At 40.3% G+C, this 22,069-nt stretch carries 22 protein-coding genes; 9 read left to right on the top strand and 13 right to left on the bottom strand.

Features of this window, described 5'->3' with window-relative positions; genetic code table 11:
- Window positions 1-19: 19 nt before the first annotated feature.
- Window positions 20-814 carry a type I methionyl aminopeptidase gene (map, locus tag ACNQO6_RS06780; protein WP_440208459.1) on the bottom strand — a complete coding sequence of 265 codons (795 nt, stop codon included), beginning with the start codon at window positions 812-814 and terminating at the stop codon, window positions 20-22.
- A gap of 356 nt (window positions 815-1,170) precedes the next feature.
- Here map and brnQ point away from each other — a divergent pair, with 356 nt between their 5' ends.
- On the top strand, window positions 1,171-2,472 hold the full coding sequence (brnQ, locus tag ACNQO6_RS06775; RefSeq protein WP_440208458.1) for a branched-chain amino acid transport system II carrier protein: 1,302 nt from the start codon (window positions 1,171-1,173) through the stop codon (window positions 2,470-2,472).
- A 426-nt stretch (window positions 2,473-2,898) separates the two neighbouring features.
- Window positions 2,899-3,159, top strand: a complete 261-nt coding sequence (locus ACNQO6_RS06770; protein ID WP_343578635.1) for a hypothetical protein — start codon at window positions 2,899-2,901, stop codon at window positions 3,157-3,159.
- Window positions 3,160-3,172: 13 nt separating this feature from the next.
- Here ACNQO6_RS06770 and ACNQO6_RS06765 read toward each other — a convergent pair whose 3' ends face one another.
- Window positions 3,173-3,625, bottom strand: coding sequence for a hypothetical protein (locus ACNQO6_RS06765; RefSeq protein WP_343578636.1), 453 nt, complete (start codon window positions 3,623-3,625; stop codon window positions 3,173-3,175).
- Window positions 3,626-3,762: 137 nt separating this feature from the next.
- Between ACNQO6_RS06765 and ACNQO6_RS06760 the strand changes: the two genes are divergently transcribed.
- Both ACNQO6_RS06760 and ACNQO6_RS06755 read left to right on the top strand, forming a co-directional pair.
- Window positions 3,763-4,620: an alpha/beta hydrolase family protein gene (locus tag ACNQO6_RS06760; RefSeq protein ID WP_343578637.1), complete on the top strand. Its 858-nt coding sequence runs from the start codon at window positions 3,763-3,765 to the stop codon at window positions 4,618-4,620.
- A gap of 641 nt (window positions 4,621-5,261) precedes the next feature.
- Window positions 5,262-5,726 (top strand): MarR family winged helix-turn-helix transcriptional regulator, encoded by a 465-nt coding sequence (locus tag ACNQO6_RS06755; RefSeq protein WP_005230779.1) that lies wholly within the window; start codon window positions 5,262-5,264, stop codon window positions 5,724-5,726.
- A 56-nt stretch (window positions 5,727-5,782) separates the two neighbouring features.
- Here the strand turns inward: ACNQO6_RS06755 and ACNQO6_RS06750 are convergent, their stop codons facing one another.
- The 5 genes from ACNQO6_RS06750 to ACNQO6_RS06730 form a co-directional block, all read right to left on the bottom strand.
- Complete coding sequence (locus ACNQO6_RS06750; RefSeq protein WP_440208457.1) at window positions 5,783-6,448, bottom strand: SOS response-associated peptidase; 666 nt, start codon at window positions 6,446-6,448, stop codon at window positions 5,783-5,785.
- Between the two features lie 79 nt (window positions 6,449-6,527).
- Window positions 6,528-7,148, bottom strand: coding sequence for a 2OG-Fe(II) oxygenase (locus tag ACNQO6_RS06745; RefSeq protein ID WP_005230781.1), 621 nt, complete (start codon window positions 7,146-7,148; stop codon window positions 6,528-6,530).
- Between the two features lie 181 nt (window positions 7,149-7,329).
- A complete protein-coding gene (locus ACNQO6_RS06740) occupies window positions 7,330-9,492 on the bottom strand; it encodes a malate synthase G (protein WP_032872926.1) in 2,163 nt (720 codons plus the stop codon).
- A gap of 290 nt (window positions 9,493-9,782) precedes the next feature.
- Window positions 9,783-10,928, bottom strand: coding sequence for a cell division protein ZapE (zapE, locus tag ACNQO6_RS06735; RefSeq protein ID WP_440208456.1), 1,146 nt, complete (start codon window positions 10,926-10,928; stop codon window positions 9,783-9,785).
- A gap of 118 nt (window positions 10,929-11,046) precedes the next feature.
- Window positions 11,047-12,066 (bottom strand): helix-turn-helix domain-containing protein, encoded by a 1,020-nt coding sequence (locus ACNQO6_RS06730; RefSeq protein ID WP_440208455.1) that lies wholly within the window; start codon window positions 12,064-12,066, stop codon window positions 11,047-11,049.
- Window positions 12,067-12,221: 155 nt separating this feature from the next.
- Here ACNQO6_RS06730 and ACNQO6_RS06725 point away from each other — a divergent pair, with 155 nt between their 5' ends.
- Together ACNQO6_RS06725 and ACNQO6_RS06720 are read left to right on the top strand one after the other, a co-directional pair.
- Complete coding sequence (locus ACNQO6_RS06725; RefSeq protein WP_440208454.1) at window positions 12,222-13,736, top strand: flavin-containing monooxygenase; 1,515 nt, start codon at window positions 12,222-12,224, stop codon at window positions 13,734-13,736.
- A gap of 231 nt (window positions 13,737-13,967) precedes the next feature.
- Window positions 13,968-15,194, top strand: a complete 1,227-nt coding sequence (locus ACNQO6_RS06720) for a multidrug effflux MFS transporter (protein WP_440208453.1) — start codon at window positions 13,968-13,970, stop codon at window positions 15,192-15,194.
- A 25-nt stretch (window positions 15,195-15,219) separates the two neighbouring features.
- Here the strand turns inward: ACNQO6_RS06720 and ACNQO6_RS06715 are convergent, their stop codons facing one another.
- Complete coding sequence (locus ACNQO6_RS06715; RefSeq protein WP_440208452.1) at window positions 15,220-15,795, bottom strand: TetR/AcrR family transcriptional regulator; 576 nt, start codon at window positions 15,793-15,795, stop codon at window positions 15,220-15,222.
- A 208-nt stretch (window positions 15,796-16,003) separates the two neighbouring features.
- Here ACNQO6_RS06715 and ACNQO6_RS06710 point away from each other — a divergent pair, with 208 nt between their 5' ends.
- Window positions 16,004-16,921 (top strand): lysine exporter LysO family protein, encoded by a 918-nt coding sequence (locus tag ACNQO6_RS06710; RefSeq protein WP_440208451.1) that lies wholly within the window; start codon window positions 16,004-16,006, stop codon window positions 16,919-16,921.
- Window positions 16,922-16,933: 12 nt separating this feature from the next.
- Here ACNQO6_RS06710 and pyrF read toward each other — a convergent pair whose 3' ends face one another.
- On the bottom strand, window positions 16,934-17,614 hold the full coding sequence (gene pyrF / locus ACNQO6_RS06705) for an orotidine-5'-phosphate decarboxylase (RefSeq protein ID WP_032869427.1): 681 nt from the start codon (window positions 17,612-17,614) through the stop codon (window positions 16,934-16,936).
- Window positions 17,615-17,727: 113 nt separating this feature from the next.
- Window positions 17,728-18,276: a helix-turn-helix domain-containing protein gene (locus ACNQO6_RS06700; protein WP_005230792.1), complete on the bottom strand. Its 549-nt coding sequence runs from the start codon at window positions 18,274-18,276 to the stop codon at window positions 17,728-17,730.
- A gap of 89 nt (window positions 18,277-18,365) precedes the next feature.
- Here ACNQO6_RS06700 and ACNQO6_RS06695 point away from each other — a divergent pair, with 89 nt between their 5' ends.
- Both ACNQO6_RS06695 and ACNQO6_RS06690 read left to right on the top strand, forming a co-directional pair.
- Window positions 18,366-19,022: an AzlC family ABC transporter permease gene (locus ACNQO6_RS06695; RefSeq protein ID WP_440208450.1), complete on the top strand. Its 657-nt coding sequence runs from the start codon at window positions 18,366-18,368 to the stop codon at window positions 19,020-19,022.
- Window positions 19,019-19,345, top strand: a complete 327-nt coding sequence (locus ACNQO6_RS06690) for an AzlD domain-containing protein (protein ID WP_440208449.1) — start codon at window positions 19,019-19,021, stop codon at window positions 19,343-19,345. The genes ACNQO6_RS06695 and ACNQO6_RS06690 overlap by 4 nt, the downstream gene beginning before the upstream one ends.
- An 87-nt stretch (window positions 19,346-19,432) precedes the next feature.
- On the opposite strand, the gene ACNQO6_RS06685 is transcribed toward ACNQO6_RS06690, so the two are convergent.
- The 3 genes from ACNQO6_RS06685 to rpsA form a co-directional block, all read right to left on the bottom strand.
- Window positions 19,433-19,798, bottom strand: a complete 366-nt coding sequence (locus ACNQO6_RS06685) for a lipopolysaccharide assembly protein LapA domain-containing protein (protein ID WP_343578648.1) — start codon at window positions 19,796-19,798, stop codon at window positions 19,433-19,435.
- Between the two features lie 14 nt (window positions 19,799-19,812).
- Window positions 19,813-20,115, bottom strand: a complete 303-nt coding sequence (locus ACNQO6_RS06680) for an integration host factor subunit beta (RefSeq protein WP_004653854.1) — start codon at window positions 20,113-20,115, stop codon at window positions 19,813-19,815.
- Window positions 20,116-20,272: 157 nt separating this feature from the next.
- On the bottom strand, window positions 20,273-21,955 hold the full coding sequence (rpsA, locus tag ACNQO6_RS06675; protein ID WP_004639293.1) for a 30S ribosomal protein S1: 1,683 nt from the start codon (window positions 21,953-21,955) through the stop codon (window positions 20,273-20,275).
- Between the last annotated feature and the right edge of the window lie 114 nt (window positions 21,956-22,069).

Here is a 22,069-nt window from a genome sequence, read left to right as displayed (position 1 = left end):
TTCGACATCACAACAATAATTAAACGGCTGGATAATGCCCCGTACCTTCCGGCCACGGGGTAAGTAATTCAAAACCATCATCCGTTACGGCAACCATATGTTCCCATTGCGCTGACAGTGATTTGTCTTTGGTGACCACCGTCCAGCCATCATTTAGCTCTTTGACATGGGGCTTACCTGCATTGACCATCGGTTCGATAGTAAAGACCATGCCTTTTTTCAGGATCATACCCTGACCCTTTTGTCCATAATGTAAAATATTGGGCTGTTCATGATAGATACGGCCAATACCATGCCCACAATATTCTCGAACAATGCTGTAGCCTGCATTTTGGGCAACCGTCTGGATCGCATGCCCAATATCACCTAATGTTGCACCCGGTTTGACGGTATGGATACCAGCCAACATGGCTGCATAGGTCGTTTCAACCAGTTTCTTGGCTTCAGGGCTTGGTTCGCCAACAAAATACATGCGACTGGTATCCCCAAAGTAACCATCTTTAATCACCGCTACATCGATATTCAAGATGTCACCGTCCTGCAAAATCTTTTTCGCAGAAGGGATCGCATGACACACTTCTTCATTGACAGAAATACAGGTTGTCTTGGTAAAACCGTGATAGCCAACATTGGCTGGAATCACCTGCAAGGTATTCACGATATAATCATTGCAGATATCATCTAAATATTCAGTTGAAACACCCGGTTTAATATACGCACCGATCATTTCTAACACTTGTGCCGCCAAACGACCTGAGATTCTTAATTTCTCAAGATCTTGTTCAGTTTTAATGGTCACAGTAGAAGCTCTCATTCGAGATTTTCCTTATTCATCTATCAGATTAATTTCACATGCAAGCAAAAAGATTAGGGCTGCATAAAATATTTCAATAGTTGTACGCCCTTGTATGCAAATCTTCAATCTTTTTAAGACTAAAAGACCGCTTTTGTTTTACATTTAATTTCGATTGATGTTATAGAAAAAAGATATCAATACTTTTATTTTCCAAGTTTTAAAAACCTTTTCAATGCATTAGCTTTACCAAGGCTAATTATATGATTTTAATAATTTCTTTTTAGTCAAAAAACAAGCAATTTTCACATAAATTAGTTTCAAAAGAACGCTTTTTTATTCTAGAATTTGCACTTTTATTTTATGCCTCCCTCTTTATGAATCAACTTCGTACAGGAGATATCATTGCTTTAGGGTTTATGACCTTTGCGTTATTTATTGGCGCAGGCAATATTATCTTTCCTCCAATTGTTGCTCAGCAGGCTGGTGAACATGTTTGGCTTGCCGCTTTCGGTTTCTTAATCACCGCAGTTGGTTTACCTGTGATTACGATCATGGCTTTATCTCGCATGAAAGGCTCGATCGAAATCATCAGTTCTCCACTTGGCCGTTTCTTTAGCTTACTGCTCACCATTGCTTGCTACCTGACTGTAGGACCACTATTCGCGACACCTCGTACAGCTACCGTTTCTTATGAAATTGGCTTTGCACCGTATTTTGGTACTTCAAGTAGCAGCCTCTTTATCTATAGTATTGTTTATTTTGCTTTTGTGACTGCGGTTTCCCTATACCCAAACAAATTGCTCGATACTGTAGGCCATGTACTGGCACCTTTAAAAATTATCGCACTCGCAATTTTAGGTATTGCTGCTTTTGCCATTCCTACAGGTCTTATTTCACCTGCAGTGAATAACTATGTCAGCAGCCCAGTCTCTGAAGGTTTCGTCAGTGGCTATCTCACCATGGATACCTTAGGTGCGTTAGTATTCGGTATTGTGATTATTCAAGCGATTCAATCTCGTGGTGTCACAGATAGCAAGCTCATTACCAAATATGCGATTATCGCAAGTTTAATTGCCGGCGTAGGACTGACCCTGGTCTATGTCAGCTTGTTTAAACTTGGTTTAGGTAGTCACGAAGTTGCGCCTGATGCAGCCAATGGTGCCATTATCCTACATGCCTATGTACAGCATGCATTTGGTGATTACGGCTCTTACTTCCTTACCTGCCTGATTTTCCTTGCCTGTATGGTCACTGCGATTGGACTGACCTGTGCTTGTGCAGAATATTTCAATGAATTAACCGGTTTATCTTATAAATTGCTTGTTTTCATTCTCACTGGCTTCTCGTTATTAATTTCCAATCTGGGTTTAACCAAACTGATTGCCTTCTCTGTACCTGTACTTAGTGCCATTTATCCGCCAGCAATTGTTGTGATCATGCTTAGCTTTTTCTGGAAACGCTGGAATAATCCATCTCTGGTCGTTGGGTCAGTAACGGCTATTGCGTTCCTTTTCGGTGTGGTTGAAGCAATTAAGGCTGCCGGCTTTACAGCTCAACTTCCAGCATTTATCCAGCATTTACCTTTAAATGAACAAAACCTTGCATGGTTACTCCCATCCTTGACTGTTCTGGTAATTGCGATTGTGATTGATCGAGCGATAGCTCAGAAGAAGTAAAATGATTTGTCGTTAGAATGATGTTTTACCCAAACATGATTTTAGCTATGCAAAAGATGTTCTTTTACCCAATGTTCATTTTTTGTTTACGACAAATCTTTCTTTTCTGTTCTGATCAAGGATAAGGAAAAGTTACTTATTCTATTGATATTGCGAGAGTAGAGATTTTTCGATAAAGTGATATCACTCACTTTATATACACCCTACAAATATTTCATAATGTAAAAATACTAAGCAATATTTAACTAAAAAATACCATAAATCAATATAAAAAATACTTTAAACCTTTATAAATCAATACATTCAAAAATTTATTTTCAAAATCACCCTTTTTGCTCTTGAAATACTCAGAAAATACCAGTACAACTTAAAAAACAATTCAGACAAAAACGCATGGTTTTGTCGTCACAACAAGGAGGGATGGAGATGTTATCAATACATTTCAACAAGCAAGTCTTCATTAACGCTCTGAAGGCAAATGATACAATAGTATATGCAACCACAACGCTTGCCTTAATGGTCACGTTGTTATTCCAAGGCACAATTAAAGGTAATTTAAAACCCGAATATTTTGCATATGCATTGATTGTCTCTGTTGCCTTTTGTATGTGGGCGATCGTCGATCGAAAGTTTCGACAGTTAAGCGTAGCGCGCCAAAAAAATTCTCTAGGGAGAATGGATGAGTAATCATCCATTTTTTTTAATTTAAAAACTTTGCAATTGTTCCAAATAACAACACTGTTGTAGCGCCTAACTCGACAATAATTAAACTTATCATCATCAACGTCATACACCACGCTGGCAAATTCAACCGCCCCACTTTATGCGGTTGCTTAAATTGATTGGTCGTATCTTTTAATAAACCATGCAAGATATAAATCAGAATCGACATCGCAAAAAAGAATAAATTCGCAACAACACAAAATAAAACAAGCTGATCAGATAAAACCGTGAAATAGCCAAGTGCAGCTAAAATCAGGCTTGCAGAAGCATATAACAGACTACTGCGATGAGCGATATCCACATAATAATGTGCTCTGGCCAGTTCAGACTGTCTGATTTGATAGTATTTCCAGACACCGGTCAACATCCCTACCCACAAAAAAATCCCACTAAATACAATTGCAAGTTGCGTTGCTGGATTTAAAAACATCTTATTTTTCCTGTTCTCTATGATTTCTTTTCTGCGCTTATCTTACATAAAATTTGACTTTTAAGTCATTTTTTAATCAGGTTTCTTTTGGGAACTTATGTACAGTATAGATATAAATACATCAGAGTGTTTTCTCCATGAATAGCGTTGAATCTTTTTGGATCAGTTGTAAAGATGGCTATCAACTTGCTGCCCAGTTCTATGCAACCGAAAGTACTGATAAGCCCTACCCGATTTTGATCTGCCCGGCGACTGGTATCACCAAAAATTTTTATCATGCATTTGCTCAATGGCTGAATCAACAAGGTTATCCAGTATTGAGTTTTGATTTCCGCGGAATTGGGGAATCCTTACACGGTGCGTTAAAAGACTCCACCGCAAGCATTAATGACTGGGGAATTTATGATATTCCTGCTGCAATTGAAGCATTATTGAATCGTACGCAAGCGGAAAAAGTCATTATTGTTGGTCATAGTGCCGGAGGACAACTGCTTGGCATCGCATCAAATTATCATAAGGTTGCCAAAGTATTAGCAATTGCGGGCTCAACAGGCCATGTAAAAGGTCTCAAAGGTAAAACCAAAGTACTTGCACCGCTGATGTTCAATGTCATTTTCCCGGTTTCGAGCTTTGTTAAAGGTTATGGTGCAACTCAATTTATCGGGATGGGAGAAAACCTACCTAAAAATGTTGCTAAGCAATGGGCTGAGTTTTGTAGTAAGCCAGGTTATGTGATGAATGCCATAGGAAAAAGCATCTTCGAGGATTATCATCAGCAAATTCAATGCCCTATCACATCATTCTGGGCAACGGATGATGAAATTGCCACACACAGCAATGTCAAAGATTTACTTCGCTTATATCCGAATGCAGAAACGAAATTAATTGAACTGAATCCGCAACAGCTCGGTTATAAGCAGATTGGACACATGCTCATGTTCAAGAAATCTCATCAGAAAATCTGGCCAATACTAGAAAATGAATTAAGGATTTAACCTAATTCAATAATATCCAAACAGTACAACTTGTTTACCTTTGTGCATCTCAACCTGTAATCCGGTTTAGATGCATTTTTTTATTGCTTTACCAAGTTAAAAGCCTCCCCCAATCGTTAACAAAAATTCATCATTTTATAAATTCACCAGAAAAGTGTGACAAAGAATGTATTTATTCATCTTTTAAAAAGAAATGCATATGCTACTTTTTTAACCGACCGATCAAATCAAACATATGTATTCGCTATTTATTTAAGCTTTATTTATTTTATAAATATATTGATTTTGTATATTTATGACATTTTAGACAGAAATTTTTATAAAAATGTCACGTCAAAATTCGTATTTTTTTTCTACAATACGATTATTCTATAAAGCTGCAGAGATGCATAAATGTAGAACTCCCTTTAGGGTTAGACGACTGGATAGTTCATCTTTAATAGCTGATTTATGTGAATTTTATGATGACTTCTCTATTCAGAACAAAGATAATTTACAGATTATCTTTGGGCAAAGATGTTAAAAATGGAATGTTAAAAAAATCAGGAAAAGGATTTTTATTAACAGGCAAATTGTAGACATTTCATGGAATCTAAGAGCTAAATTGGATTAGCTCCTTGTGCAAGCATAGGAAATAAGTAATGCCAAAAAAATATGCGCGTTTTTTACCTACAGCCGATTCATTTAATCTAGAAGACTTCCCTTTTTACTGGATTTCTCAAGTAAATGCTCAGTATGTCCAAAACATCGACAATGTACTGAAAAAGTACGGTCTAGACAATTCACGTCGCCGCATTTTAATTGCACTGCACGTTAAACCTCATGCCAGCGTATCTGAACTTTCTGAGATGGTCATTTCAAAAATGTCGACCACGACCAAGATCGTATATCGCCTCAAAGATGAAGGTTATATTGATACTTATTCGTGCAAGGAAGATGGGCGCATCACTCGTGTTCATCTAACTGAAAAAGGGCAGGAAATGATTACCAAGATCAATGATCTGACCGCGATAATCCTAGAACAGTCTTTTGACGGTTTAACGCCTTTACAAATCGAGAAGACCATGGAAATCCTGCGTCATATGTTTAAAAATCTTGCACGTTAATACAATGATAAAAGATAAAAAAGGCTTCCATCGTGAAGCCTTTTTTAATTTAAAAATTAAAAATCAAACATGTTTAACTGTGGTGTGACTTTCTCTATTTTTGCCTTTGGTACATGTAAACACTCGAACTCTTCCACAGGGAAACCTTGCATAAAATCATAAAGCAAATGCGGCTGCTTTAAGCTTAACCATTCATCTAAGCGCTCATGCGGAATCACCACGACCGATCGTTTGACATCGCCCGGTTCATGAAAATCCTTCATCATCGGATGGTCTATGGCGTTCATGGTCAGCATGGTGGCCGAACGGATCACCTGGTCATTCAGCTTTCTGATCTCATATAAAGCCGCAATAAAAAAAGTCTTTCCGTCTTTGCGACGGACCGCCCAGCGTTGCGGCTTATTATCAATATACTTGCTTTCATAAAACTCGGTCACTGGAATGACGCCGAACTTACATTTAGAGGCAGCTTCCAGAAAACTTGGTTTTTGAAACAATGTTTCATGTCGGGCATTATAGGTATGCTTGGAAATATTGGTATCTTCCGACCATTTCGGCACCAAACCAAATAACACCTCACGCCATTCATAGCCGTGGTCCGATTTAAATAGCAACGGGGTTTTATAGCTCGGATAGACCTCTTCCACATATTCAAATGGAATCGGAGGCAAGCCCAACTGCAGAGCTTGTTCAATGGTCAAAGGTTTATAATTGGCACACATGACTGTTATATGGGTTTAATTCGCAAAATTTAAAGTTAAAAAAAGGAGGTCTATTCACCTCCCGTTTTTATGAAAGCGTTTATCCAAATAACTTTTTCATTTTTGCACTTAAGCCATGAATAAAGCGATGCTTGGCATTGGCTTTATCGCTGGTTAAAAAATTGATCTGGATTGATTGACGTTGTCCTTCATAAGGCACATAGCCATGCCAGCCATTATCGGTGACTTTAAAGGCAACTAATGTACCAGGGCCCGCATCAATCTCAGCCACATAGTCATCCATGTTCTTTTCATCATTCAAGATACGTAGACGGCCTGTAGGCGCATCCCAAGATTCATTTAAATAAATCAGGATAGTCAACAGTTTGGTTTTTGAATCCGAATGAATCCGGCCATCTTTTTGACGTGAATAACCACGTAACGTGATCATCATCGGATGTTCCATCACATCCACATCAAATTTTTCAGTTAAAATCTGGCGGAATTCTTTGGTATCTAATGATTTTAAGAAACGATCAAAATTAGGCTTAATTTCAACATCTTCAATGTTATAGCTTCCACCTTGTTCAATCTTTGGAAAATCCTGAATCACAGCTTTCACTTCGCTGTCTACAATTGAATTTTCCACTACAAAGTAAGGATATGGCGTAGTTGAAACCTGCGCCTGTTTTAAAGCATCTAATTTTAGAATTTGTGACATCGCTATGATTCGGCTAAATGATCAAACTGCGATAATTATAACAAATATTTCAGTGCTAATCTGTTTAATCCTGTTTTTAACAGTATTTGATCCTTGCCCAAACGAAACAAGTAGAAAGTGCGTTTTTCTAAATTGCAGGTATAAAAAAAGCCTCCGAAGAGGCTTCTTTATTCAGATGAAATTAATCACCGGTATAACCTTTTAATTTTAAACGTGCTGCATGTAGTAATGGCTCTGTATAACCCGATGGCTGCTCTGCACCTTTGAAGATCAGGTCAGACGCTGCCTGGAATGCAATACCATCAAAATTTGGCGCCATTGGTGTATAAAGTGGATCATTGGCATTTTGCTGATCTACAATCACAGCCATGCGCTTAAGCACTTCTTCAACCTGTTCACGCGTTACGATCCCGTGACGCAACCAGTTTGCAACGTGTTGAGATGAAATACGTAATGTTGCACGGTCTTCCATCAAGCCTACATTGTTGATATCTGGCACTTTAGAACAGCCAACACCTAAATCGACCCAGCGAACTACATAACCCAAGATACCTTGACAGTTATTTTCAAGTTCGTTGTTTAACTCTTCTGCAGTCCAGTTGGTTTCTGCTGCAAACGGCGGTGTTAACAAGTCATCTAAAGACAACATGTTTTCAGCAGCCAATTCGTCTTGGCGTGCTTTTACATTGATCTGGTGATAATGCAAGGCATGTAGTACCGCACCTGTTGGAGATGGAACCCATGCACACGATGCACCCGCATTTGGATGCGCAGTTTTGGTTGCCAACATATCTTTCATGCTGTCTGGTTTTGGCCACATGCCTTTACCAATTTGCGCTTTGCCTTGTAAACCACATGCCAAACCTATGGCAACGTTACGGTTTTCATAAGCAGCAATCCATTTTTGTGTTTTAACTGCTTCTTTACGAACAACCGGTGCAGCTTCCATAGAGGTATGGATTTCATCACCCGTCCGGTCCATAAAGCCCGTGTTGATGAAGATGGTGCGGTCTTTTGCAGCAGCAATACAGTTCTTCAGGTTGACAGAAGTACGGCGTTCTTCATCCATAATCCCGATTTTGAGCGATTTTTCTGGTAAACCAATCGCTTGTTCAGCACGTTCAAACAATTCAACGGCAAATGCAACTTCTTCTGGACCATGCATTTTAGGCTTAACGATATACATTGAGCCTTTACGAGAGTTTTTATTCTCGTTTTGACCACGAATATCCGCAACGGTAAGTAACGGCGTGATTAATGCATCCATGATGCCTTCAAACACTTCTTCGCCATCTACAAGGATCGCAGGGTTTGTCATCAAATGTCCAACATTACGGAGCAACATCAATGAACGACCATGTAAAGTGGTTGTACCACCAATCAGGTTTTGAACGGTACGGTCTTTATTTAAGGCACGGGTAATGGTTTTACCATTTTTCTCGATTGACTCTTGCAAGTCACCTTTCATCAAGCCTAACCAGTTACGGTAGCCTTCAACTTTCTCTTCTGCATCAACCGCAGCAACCGAGTCTTCCAAATCCTGAATCGTGGTTACGGCAGCCTCAAGGGTTAAGTCTTTGACACCCGCAGCATCAGTTTTACCCACTGGGCTATTGGCATCAATCTCAATAATTACATGTAAGCCATTATTTAATAAAACGATTTCTGCAGGAGCAGCAGCATCGCCATTAAAGCCAACAAATTGAGATGGATGCGCCAAAGCAGTGGTTGAACCATCTTTTAAAGTCACTGCCAAAGCGTTGTTTACCACTGCATATTGGGTTGCATCTGCATGTGAACCTTGTGCCAATGGGAAAGTCTGGTTTAAGAAGTCCTTAGCAAAAGCGATAACCTTGTCACCACGTACCGGGTTATAGCCCTTACCTTTTTCTGCGCCGCCCTCTTCAGAGATGACATCTGTACCGTAAAGCGCATCATATAAAGAACCCCAACGCGCATTCGCTGCGTTTAGGCAGTAACGTGCATTACGTACAGGTACCACCAATTGTGGGCCTGCAAGTAAAGCAATTTCTTCATCTACATTTTCAGTGCTGACCTTAAAGTCTGCAACTTCAGGTACCAGGTAACCAATTTCGGTCAAGAATGCTTTATAAGCATTAAGTTCAAATTTATTATTACGATGCCATTCATCAATCTTCGCTTGAAGATCATCACGCTTAGCCAGTAATGCCTTGTTCTTTGGGCTAAGGTCGACAACGACTTGCTCGAAGTTTTTCCAGTAAGTTTCACTCTCTAAACCAGTCCCTGGTAAAGCTTCATTTTCGATGAAATCATAAAGTTCTTTAGCAATCGCTAGCTTGCCTTTTTGAATACGTACAGTCATTGTCTTTCCTGATGGTGCTAACTTTTTATAACAAGAATTCTAGTATACTGATTTATACTAGCCTGAATAGTAATATCACATTCCTAAATAGTAAGCATTTTCCCTATTAGACGTATTGACAAATAAGATTTTTTATATTTATCAAAATATCAAATACAGATAATTTTCTTTTTAGTTATGCAACATACTCCCTTTTCAAACTCATCTAGTTATAACAAAATTCAATCAGGAATAAAGCGTTATGCACATAACTTTATAAAAAAAGGCATTCCGAAGAATGCCTTTTTGATTTATGAGGTCTGTGCAACCTGAATCTGCCGATGCTCCGAATGCAGATAATCATCCGATTGCATTTCCAGTAAACGTGAACGCGTCCGTTCAATTTCAAATGCCAGTTTCTCACCTTCATACAAATCAATGATTGAATCTTCAGAAGTAAGAATCAGTTTTACGCCACGGTCATAGAATTCATCGACCAGATAAATAAAACGGCGTGTTCCTTCAGACAGGAAATCGGTCAAATGCGGAACGTTACTCACCAACACGGTGTTGTAAATGTTGGCAATTTCAATAAAGTCGGCCGGACTACGCGGTTTAAAACATAGTTCCGAGAATTCACACCACAATACATCTTCAGTATGGCCTAAAGTCTCTACTACACGATTATTGATCATGATTGGAGAATTTGATTGCGCCTGGGTTTGGGTCAATGCTTTAAAACGCCCTGCTAACCATGCTTGAGCATCATCGGTTAATGGATACTTGAACAGTTGCGCTTGTTTCAAGACGCGTAAACGATAATCCACACCGGCATCAACGTTTAAGACTACGCAGTTTTTCTTGACCAGCTCAATGGTTGGCAAGAATCGGTCACGATGAATCCCGTTCTTATACAAGCCATCCGGCGCAATATTTGAAGTTGCAACCAGCGTAATGCCACGTTCAAATAGCTTCTGGAACAAATCGCTCAGGATCATTGCATCAGTAACGTTCGATACGAAAAATTCGTCAAAGCAAATTACAACAGCATCTTTATAAATCTGATCCGCAACCAAATCTAAAGGATTTCGTTGACCTGAAAGCTTATTCAACTCTTTGTGGACATGTTGCATAAAGTGATGGAAGTGCATACGCATTTTACGGCGGAATGGAACAGATTCATAAAACTGATCCATCAACCACGTTTTGCCACGACCTACACCACCCCACATATAAACGCCTTTCGGATAGGTTTGACGACGGAAACGTCGAAACGCTTTCTTGGAAGCCTTATAACGGGTGAGTAACTCTTTCCATACTCGGTCTAACTCTCGCACAGCCTGAGCTTGTGCTTCATCTGGCATGAATTGTCCTGACTCAAGTGCTTGAGTATAACGCTCAGCAGGTGACGTTGGGATAAATGCAGTGCTATGTGAGTCTGGTTTAGAATTTGACATAAGGTGTTATTGCAATTTTAATTGGTGAAAATTATATCGAACATTCTGTTCAATGACATTAGATTTTAGGCTTAATTATCATGGAGTTTAAACATCATAATGTACCATTTTTAATCATTTAATGATTCCGGTTGTATTGTCTTGGACTCAGTCCAAACCATCTTTTAAAGGCATGATTGAACGCTGCAGGTTCAGAATAACCCAACATTTCAGCCACCTGTTCAATCGAGTATGAACTGTTTTCGATGAATTTTATTGCCTTCTGTTGAATCAGCTTTTCACGAATTTCCTTATAACTGGTCTGCATTTGCTGCAATTGATGCCTTAACGTGCGCTCAGGAATATGCAAGGCACAGGCCGTTTCCGCCATCGTCGGAATGACGCCGTTTTGCATTTCCAGATAATCCTTCACATACTCCACCACGGTTAATTTCAGACTGGCACTTTTTTCTAGATTTTGAATATCCGCTAGGCATTTTTCTTCATAAATGCGATAGGTCAATACATCAGCAGAGGGAATTTTAATGTTCAGTATTTGGGTATTTTCTAATATGAAAGCAGCCTCTCTGCATCCAAATTTGACATCCTGCCCATAATAATCCTGATACGCTGCAAACAAATTTAAGTCTTTCGGACGGGTAAATGGCAATTCGATCCGGATATTCGGGATCTCCAGCCCCATCATTTTAAAAATATCTTGTAAGAACTTATAGGTCCCTGAAATTTCACATTGCGCACGCAATTGCCCTAAATGCGTATTCAGGTCAACCGGCTGATAGAACAGATAAATAAAATCTTCTTTAATTTCGAGATGTAAAGAACCAAACAAATGGGTTAATTGCTGAAACTGCACACCATTCAACAATGCCTTATGTACGGTTTCACTGGTCACCAACAGCATCAGGAATGGTCCATAACCGGCCAGCGCATAATGCTGCCCGATGAACAGACCTTGTTCAGGTGAAATATCCTGACTAATATGTTGCAAGATATCCCATTCGATCTCATCAGGAATAATTGAACCTGGATCTAAGGCATCGGCGTGTATACCCATGTTGGCTAAACGTGCATCCACATCAATGCCGACATGACGCATGCCCTGAATCAAATACATCAATCCGAGGATAGATCTCTTCATAGTTCCTAATGCAGTTCTCAAAACTTTAATGTTTTACTATAAAAACCTGAGCAAATGAATTGCCGAAATGGTCAAGTTTTACGTCGGTACAATCATATTTAATCTCGATAAAACCGTTAAACTGGCACAAAATTTAGCTGTACAGGATATACGCTATGGGTAATGTAACCAAAAATGCGATTCAAAAAACAAAAGTGGCAATTATTGGTGCAGGTTTTGGTGGTTTAGCGATGGCCATTCGCCTGTTGCAAAGTCAAATCCATGATTTTGTAATTTTAGAAAAAACCAATGACGTCGGTGGTACATGGCGTGAAAACCAATATCCGGGGGCAGCATGCGATGTGCAGTCACATATGTATTCCCTGTCTTTTGCGCCAAAAACCGACTGGTCAAAACGTTATGCAGAAGCAGATGAAATTTTTACCTATATTCAGGACATCACAGCACAATATCAATTAAAAGACTATTGCAAATTCGGACATGAAGTGACCAAAGCCGAGTTTGATGAAAACCGCAATATCTGGACCTTGGACTTTAAAGATCAGGCCACCCTCGAAGCGCAATTTGTGATCTTTGCTTCTGGCCCGTTGCATGTTCCGCAAATTCCTCATGTCAAAGGCATTGAAAACTTTAAGGGCAAAGTGTTCCATTCGTCTCAATGGGATCACGATTATGATTTAACAGGTAAATCCGTTGCATCTATTGGCACAGGTGGTAGTGCCATTCAGTACATTCCAGAAATCGCACCCGAAGTTAAGCAGCTCTATGTATTACAACGTACTGCTGCCTGGGTCATTCCGCGTGATGAACGTAAATACTCACAGCTCAGCAAAAGACTTTTTAAAGCGTCGAATATTTATCGTCAGATTCACAGAACCCGCCTGTACTGGACCAATGAATCTCGTGTTGTACCGATTGTGCAGCCACAAATCATGAAATACGGCCAAAAACTGGCAGAAGCTTTTATCCGTTTCCAGGTCAAGGATAAAGAACTGGCGAAAAAACTGACCCCAGATTTTGTCATGGGCTGTAAACGTATTCTGATTTCTAATAAATACTTCCCGACCTTTAACCGTGACAATGTTGAACTGGTGACGGATGCTATTCAGGAAATTACAGCGAACGGCATTATCACTAAAGATGGCAAAGAACGCCAAATTGATTGCCTAATTTATGGTACGGGCTTCATTACCGATCCACGTATTTATTTAAAGCATTTCAACTGTATTGGTCGTAATGGCATTGAACTGAAACAGGCATGGAAAGATGGTGCGGAAAGCTATTATGGTATCAGCACCAAAAATTTCCCGAATTTGTTCCAGTTACTTGGACCCAATACCATTCTTGGTCATAACTCTGTAATTTTCATGATCGAATCACAAGTGAACTATATTCTGCAACTGATTCAGACCGTCGATCAAACCAAGACCCAAGCTGTCGAAATCAAGCATGATGTTCAGGATCAGTTCAATGAACGTGTACAAGAGCAACTGAAAGGTACGGTCTGGCAAGCGGGTGGCTGTAGCAGTTGGTATCAAGCTGCTGATGGCAAAAACTTTTCATTATGGCCTACCTATACCTGGAGATACTGGCTAGAGACACGCAAAGTAAACGTGGCTGATTATAATTTTATCAGCAGCTCAACTGATGCTAAATCCAATGCTGCATAAATAGTAAAGAGTTAAAAAGCCCTTGATTGTCTCATGGGCTTTTTTATTTCCGAATGATACAACGACTTACACCTCCTACTTGTCCTCTTAATTTCTTTATCATTTCCAATTTAAAACTTCATTTCTTTTTATAAGCAAAAGCGGAAAAATCATGCTAAGATTTTAACTACCTACCGTTAGGTAGTTAAATAATGTCTGTTCACTTTCTTTCTGTCCTAGAGTCTACAAGATATGCAATCTGCTCCGCCAATCTCTAAAATCAGTTGGTCTTTGTTACTACTGCTGTCCTTATTTACCGCCTTAGATGCACTGGCAATTGATATTTATTTACCTGCATTTCCACTACTTGCCGAAAGCTTTGCAACCACACCCGGACATATCCAGCTCACTCTATCGGTGTTTCTGATTGGTCTTGCCATCGGTCAAGGGATTTATGGGCCTTTGCTGGACCGTTTTGGTCGACGCAAACCGTTGCTGACTGGTATTGCAATCTTTATTTTGGGATCTTTACTGGCTGCAATTGCGCCGTCGATTGAATGGTTACTGGCTGCCCGATTCCTACAGGCCATAGGCGCATCGGCAGGATTAGTGGTACCCCGAGCAATTATTTCCGATGTATGTGATGCGCAAAGCAGTGCCAAAAACTTTTCGATCCTGATGCAAGTGATGATGATCATTCCCATCATTGCACCTTTATTCGGTAGCTTTATTCTTCGATTCGGATCATGGACGCTTATTTTCTATATATTGGCCGTACTCGGTATGCTCTTATGGCTATGGGGCAATTACGCCATACCCGAAACCTTAAAACCTGAGTATCGTCAGCCACTCCAGCTCGGCACCATCAGAACCAGCTATCAGACATTGAGCTTAAATAGGCGCTTTATGGCTTATACCCTTGCAGGTGGTTCCATTTTGGGTGCTTTCTTTGTTTACCTGAGCCAGTCTCCTTTTATTTTTATTCAACATTATCATATTCATAATGAAACATTTAGTACCTTATTTGCGGCCAATGCCATTGGACTAATCATTCTTGGACAGGTTTCAATCCTGCTCTTAAAACGCTGGTCGGCTCAACGCTTACTGGTTCTCGGTATGTGTATATTCAGTGGAGCTAGCTTGGCGCTCTTATTGAGTGTGTCTTTTTATGAGTTAAGCTTATGGCAATACATTGTACTTCTGGGACTGAGTATCTGGTCTACAGGATTTATCTTTGGTAATGTCACCGCACTGACCATGCAACAAAGCCCGCAGCATTTGACTGGCGCAGCATCATCCTTGATGGGCTTACTTCAATATGCGCTTGCGTCACTGATTGGTTTTATGGTGAGTTTGATCGAGGTTAATATCAGCCTGCTTCCGGCGAGTTTATTCATCTGTAGCAGCATCGCACTAGGCTTATCTATTTTTGCCGCTTCAGGACAACGGGCTAGTTTTCCTGTCGTAGAAGCTGAATAACGATATTCAACGGTATCAGTACCTTTTAAATTCGGGTACTGATCAATACATTCAATGCCTTTAAGATGGCATCCAAACGAAGTCGAAACTTTTCTCGACCGCCATAGATCAATTCACTTTGCAAGGCATCCACAAAACTCATGCATACCCGAGCAAGGGTCTGAGCGTCAAGTTGATGCTGATTTTTAACCACTTCAGAATTCTGAATCGCTTGCCAAAATAGCTGTTCCAAATCAGCCATGAATAGGTGCATCGGCTCAATCACCTGATCATATAAATGCACGGGTGGACTGATCAAGGCATTCATCCAGAACTGAACCGCATAAGACGCGTTAAAGCGCTGTTCGATACTGATAAAATAATCATACAATTGCTGCTGAAGCTGTTCCCCACCTTGCAAGACCGTTTGGGCATAGCCCAGCTCTTCTTCAATCATGATCGGAATCAGGCTAAGATAAAGTTCATCCTTATTCTTGAAATGGGCATAAATTGAAGGTTTCTTGATGCCAACATCGGTTGCAATTTCATTCAATGACGTGGCTGCAAAGCCCTGTTTTGCAAAACGTTGTAATGCATATTTTTGAATCTTGGCTGCTGTCACAAATCATCTACCTCTAGTACTGATAAAAGTATATTTCACCTGATGTGATATGCATAGATGAATCAGCGCATTCAATCTACATATTCCAATAGCATAAGAATTCCGGAAGCTTCACACGCCCAAACTTTCTTGATCAAATGATATATAAAACTACCCAAGTATAAGATTTCCCTGCATAATAAATCAGCACTGTAAACGCTCTGATCGTATGACCTCTTTTGTTCTGATTTTCCAAATTTTTGTTTGTATTAGCTTAGGCTATTTTATAGCACCGCATTTATCTCAATCCCTAAAGAAATTTGTATTTAGAATTCTTCCCTATTTTTCTTATATTTTACTGGTCAGTGTTGCCTTTGAACTCACGCAAGCACTCAACCATATTCCAAATCCAGCCGCAATCTTGCCACCAGCAGTACTCATTGCATTCACTACGTCAATTGGTTCTTTTTTCATTTGTTTAATGACTTATAAGCTGATTGATCGGCAAAGTGTGCAAGGGAAAATCTCACTCCATCTGTTTCTCAATGCACTAAAGAATATTGGCAAAGCCTTTATGGCCTTGGCGGTCGGGATTGGCTTGGGGATGCTCATTCAAAGCTTAGAGCTGCAGATCACCTTTAATAGCTGGTATTTATTACTGATCTTTATTTTCTTGATTGGCGTTGAGCTGGCCTTTACTCAATTCGATCGTAGCTGGTTAAGCTGGAAAATTTTACTGGTGCCCGTGGCTGCATTCATCGGATCTTGTCTGGCAGCAATTGTGAATTATTTTATTTTATCGAATCATTACAGCCTGAATGAAGTCATGGCCCTAGCACAAGGTTATGGCTGGTATTCAATGTCTGGGATTTTATTTACCGAACTGCACTCGGCCAAACTGGGAGGGATTGCCCTGTTAACCGATTTATTTAGGGAAATTTTTGCAATTTTATTGATGTATTGTCTAGGTTGGCGCTTTCCACGCTCGGCGATTTCCAGTGCAGGTGCGACTTCAATGGATGTGACGCTTGCGATGGTAAAACAGTCATGTGGCACACATTATGTCCCACATGCCATGATGAGCGGATTGATTCTATCGCTGCTCGCACCACTCTTGATCAGTTTATTTCTCAGTATAACCTTTTAAACTTCGACTTCATTAAATCGAAGCCAAAATTGATTTCAACATCTCAGTCGGTTTTTCCGCTTTGGTGATTGGACGACCAATCACTAAATGCGTTGAACCATCCAGCATGGCCTGTTTTGGGGTCACAATACGTTTTTGGTCGTCTGCATTTGAACCCTCTGGACGAATACCCGGTGTAACCAAAGCAAACTGCTGACCTAACAGATCACGAAGGATTTTCGCTTCTTGGGCTGAACACACCACACCATCCAGTCCACTTTCCTGCGTAAGTTTGGCTAAACGCTTCACCTGTTCAACCGGCTCGATATCCAGACCGATATCACGTAAATCTTCACGTCCCATTGAGGTTAAAACAGTTACTGCAATCAGTTGAGTCTGATAGTTACCTGCTTTCAATCGCTCAACACAGGTTTCCATCATCTTGCGGCCGCCTGAAGCATGCACATTGACCATCCATACCCCTAAGTCGGCAGCAGCACATACCGCTTGAGCGGTGGTATTTGGAATATCATGGAATTTTAAATCAAGAAAAACGTCAAAACCTTTGTCTTGCAAGTTCTTCACAATTGATGGGCCTTCATGAGTAAAAAGCTCTTTGCCAACTTTTACACGGCAAAGTGACGGATCAAGCTGATCAACAATTGTTAAGGCGTCATATTGGCTTTTTGCGTCTAGGGCAACAATAATACTCACGAATCTAGTTCCATCACATAAAAATCAGTTAATTATAAAGTGATTCCCCCCATGAACAAAGTAACAATCTACGCATAATGCAAAAAAGACTTTCTAGCATAGGGAAATCATCACTATCTTTGCTCAGAGATCAGGATTGCTCTTGTATCCGCTTGTAAAGCTTCAAAGATATGCGGTTGATCGGCAGGATAGCAAATGTAATCCCCTTCATTAAGCAAGATGGGCTCGGAAATTAAGCCGACTCTGGCCTGACCTTTCATAATCACAATATGTTCAATACTGCCAATCGGATGAGGCTGACTACAGCGCGGTTCACCAGGCTGGGTGGTGAGCATATACACATCACGTCGGGCCCCAGTTGGGCAATTGGCCAATAGAATAGCCTGATAATGAGCAATTTCAGATGAAACGGATGGCCCTTCACCAAAACGTATGACCTGCGTTTGGGCAATATTACTTTCCATTAACTTTGCAAATGGAATATCCAAAGCCACACACAAGGCCCATAACGTTTCCAGACTAGGATTGCCTTGTGCGGCTTCCAATTGCGATAAGGTTGATTTGGCTATACCCGCCCGACGTGCGACCTCAGCCAACGACAATCCTGCTTTTTGTCTCTCTCTTTGCAATCCTTTTGCAACAATTTCAATTGGCAACGCCATAATCCACCATAAAAAACGAATGTTCGTTTTGACGAACGATATAAGATTGATCTATTATAACGTACGGTCGTTTGATATAGAAAATAAAGATGCAAGATAAAGAACGCTATAACTTAATCAAAGCCATCATTCTCATCTCAGTCGCAACAGGAATTGTCGGGATTTCTCTTGGATCAGTTGCAGCCAGTTTTGACTTGCCCATGTGGATTCCTCTCGCGCTTTCCTTAACGGTACTGGCTGGCGCAGCGGAATTTACTTTTATTGGCATGATTGCAACAGGAGCCAATCCCGTATTTGCCGCATTCACAGGCATACTCATCAATTTGCGTCATTTACCTTTTGGATTATCTGTCGCAACCTTTATTGAGAAGAATGTCTATCACTTTATTGCCTGCCATATCATGAATGATGAAAGTGTCATGTTCGGGCTAAGTCAGCAGGAACCACATTTAAAGAAATGGGCTTACTGGATGTGTGGCGTAGGTATCAGCATACTTTGGCCCCTCGGCGTGTTCACCGGTTATCTACTGAGCAAAAACATCCCGGATATTTATGTATTTGGTATTGATGCAGCATTCCCGGCCATTCTTTTTGCCTTGATCCTGCCCATGCTCAAGAATAAGACCACACGAAATCGGGTATTTCTGGGCACCTCCCTTTCCCTAGCTGCTATTCCCTTACTTCCCACAGGCCTTCCTGTTTTAGTGTCTATGCTTGGTTTAATGTTAGGTCGGAAAACAAAATGAAATACAGTGAGAATTATATATTTATCGGCGTTGTTGTACTTGCTCTAGGGACCTATCTGATCCGTTATTCAGGCTTTTATCTGGCAAATCGCATCGAAATTAAAGAACATCATAAGCAATTACTGGCAGATTCTGCCTGTGTTTTGCTGTTCACCTTAGCGGTATTCAATACCCTTTTTACTGAAACCCATTTTAGCGGAATCAGCAAAATAATCGGTGTTTCGGTTGCGATCATTTTTGCATGGAAAAAATATTCACTTATTGTCGTTATTTTAGTGGCGATGCTCATTACAGCTATGCTGAGATATTTCGGATTTCCATAAAACAAAAAAAAAGCTCTTTAATCCAATAAAGAGCTTTTTAATACCTTACACAATCATGAAGATTTTATAAGGCTTGCAATATAAAAATTATAACGGAGTACGAGTTTGACTTTCCGGATTAATATCCAGAACTGTTTTCTCATGTCTTACACTTGCAGCAGCTTCTGCGGCAGCTTGCTGTGCAAGTTGAATTTGCTCTTTACGCAGATGGTCAATATCTTTGCGTAAACGCTTAATTTCCCAACTGGTTTGGAAAACGCGGAAAACCTGTACGCCAAGAAGCAGACCGACAACAACACCTAAGACTAACGTCAATAAAAGTAATAACCCCAAACGCATTGCTGGAACTTGAGTAAATAATAAGTCTACTTGTAACTCAGCCGGGTTTTGAAGTACCAAAGCAAGTGAATAACCAAAAATGGCAACGAGTAATGCAATTAAGATATAACGCATAAAGACCTCAATACTTATTCAGCAGATTCGTTTACTGCATCACGAAGTGCCTTACCAGGTTTAAAGTGTGGAACTGCTTTTGCTGCAACATCAACCGACTTACCTGTTTTAGGGTTACGACCCAAACGTGGTTCACGGTGATGTAATGCAAAACTACCAAAACCACGAATCTCAATACGATCGCCGCTTGAAAGCGCTTCAATCATTTGATCAATCATGATCTTAACTGCATCTTCAACTAAAGGTTCAGCCAAGTGTGGGTTTTTAAGCGCAATCCGTTCAATTAAATCAGATTTATTAAGTGCTTCAGTAGTCATTGATGACCTCTTTAATTATCGCTACTTTCCAATGTTTTTAATAATAACCTGTTTAAATACAAAACGGTAGCGCAGTACATGATTACTACGCTACCGTTTACAGTATTTTTGTATAAAAAAGTACGTCTCTGTTACAAGAAACGTACTTTTTAACAAATTACTTCATTTGAGCTTTAATTAAGTCACCAATAGTCTTAGGACCATTGCTTTCTGCAGCTTGAGTTGCAGCAGCTTGGCGAGCATTGTTCACAGCTTCTTTCTCTTCAGCTTCGTCTTTCGCTTTGATAGACAAGTTGATAGAGCGAGATTTGCGATCAACGTTGATGATCTTCGCTTCAACTTCTTGACCAACTTCTAGGAATTTAGTCGCATCTTCAACGCGGTCACGGTTGATTTCAGAAGCTTTAAGTGTTGCTTCGATGTCATCAGCTAATTTAACTGTAGCACCTTTAGCATCAACAGCAGTTACAGTACCTTTAACTAAAGCACCGCGCTCATTCGCAGCCAAGAAGTCATTGAATGGATCGCTGTTTAATTGCTTGATACCAAGGCTGATACGGTTACCTTCAGCGTCTACAGACAAGATAACTGCTTCAACTGTGTCGCCTTTCTTGTAACGACGAATCGCTTCTTCGCCTTGTTCGTTCCAAGAAATATCAGACAAGTGAACTAAACCGTCGATACCACCGTTTAAGCCGATGAAGATACCGAAGTCAGTGATTGACTTGATTGTACCAGAAACTTTTTCGCCTTTTTCATGCGCTTTAGCAAACTCTTCCCATGGGTTAGCACGAGTTTGTTTGATACCCAATGAAATACGACGACGTTCTTCGTCAACTTCAAGAACCATAACATCAACTTCGTCACCGATCTGAACAACTTTAGATGGGTGGATGTTTTTGTTCGTGTGGTCCATTTCTGAAACGTGTACTAAGCCTTCAACGCCTTCAGCGATTTCAGCGAAGCAACCGTAGTCAGTTAAGTTAGTTACACGTGCTTTAACGATAGAACCTTTAGGGTAACGGCTCATGATCGCTAACCATGGATCTTCACCTAATTGCTTAAGGCCTAAAGATACGCGGTTACGCTCGCGGTCAAACTTAAGTACTTTAACTGTAACTTCTTGACCAACTTCAACAACTTCTGAAGGGTGCTTGATACGCTTCCAAGCCATATCTGTGATATGTAGAAGACCATCAATACCACCAAGATCAACGAACGCGCCGTAATCAGTAAGGTTCTTGATCGTACCTGTAACTGTTTGACCTTCTTCAAGTTGAGCAAGTAATGCTTCACGGTCAGCTGAAGATTCAGCTTCCATAACTGCACGACGAGATACAACAACGTTGTTACGTTTAGCATCAAGTTTGATTACTTTGAACTCTAACTCTTTACCTTCAAGGTGAGTAGTGTCACGGATAGGACGAGTGTCAACTAAAGAACCCGGTAAGAACGCACGTACAGGACCGATGTCAACAGTGAAACCGCCTTTAACCTTACCAGAGATAACACCAGTAACGATTTCGCCGTCTTCAAAGATTTTCTCAAGTTTAGTCCAAGTTTCAGCACGTTTCGCTTTTTCACGTGATAAAACTGTTTGACCCATACCGTTGTCAAGCGCTTCAACAACTACGTCAACAGTATCGCCAACTTGAACTTCAAGTTCACGTTGTTCATTTAAAAATTCAGCACGGTCAACAACGCCTTCAGATTTAAGGCCAGTGTCAACAGTAACCCAGTCAGAATCGATACTAACAACAGTACCTTGGATGACTGCACCCTTTTCAACGTTGAGGTTTAATTCACTTTCTTCAAAGAGGGCTGCAAAAGATTCGGTCATGATATACCTGATAAAGTCCGCGGTCTTGGATCAGACAAGGCCGGTTTAGTTAAGTTGTTACATTGTCCAAAAAATCTGATCAAGCAATGCTTCAACTGAAAATAAAATGGTCTA

The sequence above is a fragment of the Acinetobacter calcoaceticus genome, from assembly GCF_051947995.1.
Taxonomy (GTDB): Bacteria; Pseudomonadota; Gammaproteobacteria; order Pseudomonadales; family Moraxellaceae; genus Acinetobacter.
Note: the sequence above shows the minus strand (reverse complement) of the source record. Positions and strands in the feature narration are given on the sequence as shown.